Source organism: Kitasatospora sp. NPDC001683 (genome assembly GCF_053596495.1).
Genome location: NZ_JBSFGK010000191.1, coordinates 1 through 5488, shown reverse-complemented (window position 1 = coordinate 5488; position 5488 = coordinate 1). Strand labels below are relative to the sequence as shown.

At 73.1% G+C, this 5488-nt stretch carries 7 protein-coding genes; 3 read left to right on the top strand and 4 right to left on the bottom strand.

What is annotated here, in order from left to right; all coding sequences use genetic code 11:
- Nucleotides 1-176: 176 nt before the first annotated feature.
- The 4 genes from ACWCYO_RS40125 to ACWCYO_RS40110 form a co-directional block, all read right to left on the bottom strand.
- Nucleotides 177-1247, bottom strand: coding sequence for a M14 family metallopeptidase (locus ACWCYO_RS40125; protein WP_270149421.1), 1071 nt, complete (start codon nucleotides 1245-1247; stop codon nucleotides 177-179).
- 14 nt (nucleotides 1248-1261) lie between these two features.
- On the bottom strand, nucleotides 1262-1594 hold the full coding sequence (locus ACWCYO_RS40120) for a hypothetical protein (RefSeq protein WP_270149423.1): 333 nt from the start codon (nucleotides 1592-1594) through the stop codon (nucleotides 1262-1264).
- A 50-nt stretch (nucleotides 1595-1644) separates the two neighbouring features.
- Entirely contained in the window at nucleotides 1645-2367 is a 723-nt protein-coding gene (locus ACWCYO_RS40115; RefSeq protein WP_449786991.1) for a TetR/AcrR family transcriptional regulator, read from the bottom strand.
- Nucleotides 2368-2541: 174 nt separating this feature from the next.
- Complete coding sequence (locus ACWCYO_RS40110; protein ID WP_449786990.1) at nucleotides 2542-3165, bottom strand: LysE family transporter; 624 nt, start codon at nucleotides 3163-3165, stop codon at nucleotides 2542-2544.
- Nucleotides 3166-3371: 206 nt separating this feature from the next.
- Here ACWCYO_RS40110 and ACWCYO_RS40105 point away from each other — a divergent pair, with 206 nt between their 5' ends.
- The 3 genes from ACWCYO_RS40105 to ACWCYO_RS40095 all read left to right on the top strand — a co-directional run bounded on the left by ACWCYO_RS40105 (nucleotide 3372) and on the right by ACWCYO_RS40095 (nucleotide 4799).
- Nucleotides 3372-4001, top strand: a complete 630-nt coding sequence (locus tag ACWCYO_RS40105) for a maleylpyruvate isomerase N-terminal domain-containing protein (protein ID WP_449786989.1) — start codon at nucleotides 3372-3374, stop codon at nucleotides 3999-4001.
- 86 nt (nucleotides 4002-4087) lie between these two features.
- A complete protein-coding gene (locus ACWCYO_RS40100; RefSeq protein WP_270149429.1) occupies nucleotides 4088-4459 on the top strand; it encodes a hypothetical protein in 372 nt (123 codons plus the stop codon).
- Between the two features lie 109 nt (nucleotides 4460-4568).
- A complete protein-coding gene (locus ACWCYO_RS40095) occupies nucleotides 4569-4799 on the top strand; it encodes a flavoprotein (RefSeq protein ID WP_333493527.1) in 231 nt (76 codons plus the stop codon).
- The last annotated feature ends 689 nt before the right edge of the window (nucleotides 4800-5488 follow it).

The following is a 5488-nucleotide window of genomic DNA, read 5'->3' as shown; positions in this document are numbered from 1 at the left end:
TCGAGTACTTCGACGACTCCACCGAACAGCCCGCAGCTGCCACCGCAGACCTCCCCCCCCCCCCCCCCCCCCCCCCCCCCCCCCCCCCCCCGGCCCCCCCCCCCCCCCCCCCGCCCCCCCCCCCCCCCCCCCGGGGGCGGCCCGCCGCCCCGCTGTCGGGCACGTTGGCTGGTGGGTCAGGTGGACAGGCAGAACTGGACGAGCCCGGCGTCCACGTCGAGGACGATCTTCTCCATCTCCGCCCAGAGCGGGTGGAACTTCTTGCCCCACTCGACGGTGAAGCCGAGCACCTTGCCCTGGGCGGGGTCGACGAAGTGGCGGGAGAAGACGTAGTCGTCGCTGGTCCCGCTGGTCGGGTAGAGGTGGAACCCGGTCAACGGCTTGTACGCCGCGCCGCGCACGCCCTGGACGCCCTGGCAGAACGCCGTGGCGAGGTCGAGGGCGGTGTTGGCGTCGTCCTTGGGGATGTACTCGGCGTACGCGGTGTCGCCGGGGAGGCCGCGCTTGCCGTCGTACCGGGGGTTCTGGAAGTTCATGTCGGGGTCGTCCGACTGGTTCTCGTCGTCGCCCCAGTTGTAGAGCATGTCCTCGGAGTAGCTGTGGACGTCGACGAACCACCTGGTCCCCTCGAACTGGTCCAGCAGCCAGCGGACGTTGCGGGTCTCGGGCTCGGAGAAGGCGCTCGGGCCCTCGTAGACCTGCTGGTCGCACGGGTCGGTCGAGACCTGGGGAGTGGCGGTGGGGGCGAAGGCCTTGGTGAAGTCGAAGAGGAAGTCGTAGTTGCGGTTGATGTCGATGCCGATGCAGTCGGGGTTCGAACTGCCGCCGGAGTTGGCCGGGTTGCGGTTCTTGCGCCACATCGGGTCGACGGTCTGGCTGTGCAGCCGACCGTCCGGGTTGACCAGCGGGAAGACCACCAGGTCCAGCCGGATGAGCAGGTCCTGCACCTGCTGGGCGGTGAAGGTGGTGCCGCCGTAACCGAGGCCGGTGCCGGACTCGAAGGCCTCCAGCAGGTCGGCGGCGAAGTGGACGAGGATCTCGCAGCTGCCCCACTCGCGGGCGTGCACGCCGCCGATCAGCATCACGCAGTCCTTGGGGATCCGGGATGCTCTGCCGATCTGCAGGGCGTGGCAGTCGCGGCCCTCGATCGAGGGCTCGGGCAGGGGGATGAGGTGGGCGGTGCCGGGATAGGCCGAGGCCAGGCTGGCCACGGCGGACTCGACCTCGGTGATGTTCAGGTACGGCATGACGACCTCCCGGCTCAGCCGGCGAGCTTGGCGGCCAGGCCGCGCGGGACGGCGTCGGCGGCGGCGAACCGGTCGCCGGTGCCGACCTCGGCCTGGGCGGCCCGCCCGGCCTCGCTGGCGTTCCCGATCACGGTGACCGTGACGCCCTCGCGTTCGAGGGACGCCGCCTGGTCCTCGGGGGCGTAGACGTCGATGCCGACGCGGCCGTCCGGCTCCACCCGCGGGCGTCCGCCGGTGTCGGGACGGGTCTCGCGCAGCAGGGCGCGCAGGGTGTCCGCGTCCTTGGCGGTGACGCGGAGCCGGAGGATGTCGGGCCGGGTTGGTTGTGCGGATGGGACGGCGGACATGACGACCTCTGGTGATGAGTAAGGATATGTCCGACGTGTACCTCGTATCCTCAGGATCCGCCGCCGCCGTAGAAGGCGTCAAGGGGCGGTTCCGGCATCCCGTCCAGCAGCCTGTCGAGGCCGGCCAGCATCTCCGCCTGGTCGTCGAAGTCGGCGAAGCGGGGGACCAGCGTGCGCAACCGCGGGTACTCGGTGGCGGACAGCCGGTGCAGGCCCAGCCGCAGCGCCGGGTCCGGCTCGTCCGGGTTGTCGACCACCTGGCGCTTGTCCACCAGCAGGCAGCCGAGGTTCCAGGCGACGAAGGTGCGGTAGATGGTCAGCACGGTGGCGTCGTCGAAACCGGCCCGACCGAGCACCGCGAGGATGTGCTCGGTGAGTTCGAGCGCCGGGGCCGGCCGGCGGGACACCGGGACGGCCAGCGGGCGGGTCGCCACCAGCGGCAGGATCTCGGGGTGGGCGTGCGCCACGGCGGCGAAGGCCTGGGCGATCCGGCGCAGTTCCGTCCGCCACCCGGGCTCGTCGGGGCCGCCGCCCCCGCTGGTGCGCAGCCGGGCGTTGATCTCGGTGAAGTAGGCCTCGGTCAGTCCGTCCAGCAGGGCTTCCTTGCCGGGGGTGTAGCGGTACAGCGCCATCGACTCCACGCCGAGCTCCGCCGCCAGCCTGCGCATGGTCAGCGCGCCGAGCCCCTCGCGGTCCACCAGTGCCACGGCGGCGTCGAGCACCAGTGGGCGGCTCAGGCGCCCCCGCTTCTCGGGGCTCTCCCGCTCAACCATGTCCGTACTCCTCCGAGTCGGTGCCGACACCGTCGGCCGTGCCGGGGCCGGGCTGGTGGCAGGTTACGCAGCGGATACAAAACCAGGATACAAGGTACGAATAGGTGGGAAACAGGCCTCGAGGGCGCGCTGATGGGTCACGGATCGTAGTCGGCACCGGGGTTCAAGCCGGGGTCAGTCGAGCAGCAGCCGGAGGGCGAGCCAGCCGACCAGGGCGGCGGAGCCGAGGGCGGTCAGCAGCCGGCCGCGCGCCCCGGTCAGGGTCCGGCCGAGCAGCGCGCCGCCGGAGGCGAGCAGCAGCTGCCAGCTGGCGGAGGCGGCGAAGACGGCGCCGGTGAACACCGCCCGGGCGAGCGGGCCCGAGGTGCTGCCGCCCTGGCCGCCGCCGAGGATCAGGGCGGCGAAGTAGAGCACGGTGAGCGGGTTGAGCAGGGTGATCCCGAGCAGGGTGAGGAAGGCCCGGAACGGTCCGGGCGGGGTCCGCGCCACCGGTGCGGCGGTAAGGCGGCGGGCGCGCAGGGCGGTGACGGCGGTGCGGGCGGCCAGGGCGAGCAGGACCAGGGCCGAGCCGATCCGCAGCGGGCGGGCGAGCGGTTCCAGCAGCGGCGCGAGGCCGGCGCCGCCGAGGGCCGCGAGCAGCGCGTACAGCCCGTCCGCGGCGGCCACGCCGAGGGCGGCGCAGGCCCCGGTGCGCAGCGAGGTCCGCGCGGTGAGGGAGACCAGGTAGGCGCCGACGGCCCCCACCGGTACGGCGACGCCGTACCCGGCGAGCAGCCCGGCGACCAGCGCGGCCCTCATCCGCGGGCGCGGTCGGACCTCCGGGGGCGGCCGGGCTGCTGCTGGACGGCGGCCGGGCGGGCGGCGGCGGTCACGGGCAGCGGGCGGGCGGTGGCGTCGGTCATGGGCCGATGGTGGCGGGCGGACCACGGGGGGCGCAAGTGGTTTTGTCGGTGGCGGCGGGTAGCGTGGGGTACTCCCGTGACCACTGTTTCGAGGAGCCACCGATGAGCAGTCAGAACACCGCAGTGAACCAGCTGTTGACCGAGGCCTGGGCGTCCTGGGCGGAGCGCGGCGAGGCCCTGAGCGCGGAGGACTGGGACCAGCCCACCCGGCTGTCCGAGTGGACCGTCCGGGACCTGTACGCGCACGTGGCGCCGGCGCCGGCGCAGTTCACCGGGCTGCGCGAGGCAGTCCTGGACGGCCCGGCCGAACTGACCCGCGGGGCGGACGTCCTGCGCACCTTCAACCGGCCGGGCGGGCTCGCGCACACCGCCGCCGGGCACATCGCCGAGCTGGCCAAGGAGGCCGCCAAGGTGACCGAACCGGCCGCGCTGATCGCCCGGTTCGGCGTCGAGGGGCCGGCCGCGCTGGCCGGGATCGCGGACCTTCCGCCGGACACGGTGGTGTCGCACCAGCTGCTCGGCAGCGTGACGGTCGGGGCGCTCGGCGAGGTGGCGCTGATGGAGGCCACCGTCCACCTGCTCGACCTGATCGCGGCGGTCGGCGGACCGGCGCCGGCCGAGGAGGCGCTGCACTTCACCCGGGGGCTGCTGGCCGAGGCGACCGACCCGGTGGCCTTCATCGAGGCGGCGGCGGGGCGCAGTTCGGAGCAGGTGCTGCCGATCATCCGCTGACGCCGACGGCCCGGCTGCTCCGGATCAACCGTCTGCGCTGGTCAGTCGTATGATCTGCACCAGGAAAGCGGGAGGGGTGGGCGTCGATGGACTCGTTGTGGGCCTTGTTCTGGGTGGTGCCGGCCGTCCTCTACGGGGGCGGATCGATCGCCACCCGGGTGCGCCGGGAGGTGAAGGACCGTCACCGGCGCAAGCTCGAACTCCTCGACGCCCAGCACCGGCAGCGCCTCGCCCTGGAGGCGGCCAACCGGCCGCCCGAGCCGGTCTGCGGCTGCACCCACCACCTGGCCAAGCACGACCGGCAGGGCCGCTGCCACGAGGTGGTCGAGACGCCCACCGCCTGGGACGCCGACCGCCGCCCGGTGCGCTACGAGCCGGGGCAGTGCAACTGCCAGCAGTACGTGGGGCCGGAGCCGCTGGGCACGGTGTACGCGCCGGAGCTGATCGATCCGCGCTGAGCGGACTCCCGCTGAACGGGCTCCTGAGTCCCGCTGTGGTGGACCCGTCGCGATAGTGCCGCGATAGAGGGGCGTTGGTGCGGCTGCGATCCCGTTCGCACCACTGCTGATGGTGCGGGAGACACCGCTGACGCTCGGTCACCTACGGGCCATGGCCGCGGTCACCGAATCCGGTGGGATCGTCATGCCGCCGGTGCCGGCGTTCTACCTGCGGCCCAGCAGCATCGACGAGATCGTCGAGCACACGGCCGGGCGGGCGCTGGACCTGCTCGGGATCGACGTGCCGGACCGCCGCGCTGGGGCGAATGAGCCCGTCGAGGAGCGTGACCCGCGTGGCTGACGGCCACGGCGTACGGAGCACGGCGTGGTGGCCGGGCGGCTTCCTTCCCCGGCCACCACACCTGCCCGCCTCGCGCGTAGACGTACTCCGGCTGCCACTGGTCCCGGGGTCGCTGGTGCAGCTCCAGGTGGACCTCCGCGACGGCCACCGGGGCGAACCGCTCGTCGCCCGGGCGGATGACGCCGCGGATGGTGACCGTGGTGACGTGCACGCCCGCGTCGCGTGCTCCTCGTGCAGGGCGTGGGCGTAGGCGCGCAGCGCCGCCTTGCCGACCGAGAGGGTGGTGTAGTCGGGGGACGGCGCGAGTGCGAAGCCGCCACCGGTGAACAGGACGGTCCCGCGGCCACCGCGGAACGCCGGGATCACGTGGCCGGCCGCGACCGTCGCGCCGATGACGTCGAAGGATCGTCGTGGCAGCTCCGGGGACCTGTTTCCCCCGGGCGTCGGGGGCGCCCTTCAGTGTCGTTCCCAGGCCCGCCGCCGTGTGATGGCGGTCTCAACGGCGGGCGGTTGGTGCTGACTCGGCGTGGTGGCGCCGGGTCGGTCGGTGATGACGCCGGGGGCCGTGGGGTGAGTGCGCTCACATGGGAATCCGGTGCACGACGACGGATAGTAGTGTCCGTTTTGCGCCCTTTTGCGACTATTTGTCTAGCGCTTGGAAGGTGTCTGCGCAGGCCGGAAGGGGTGGG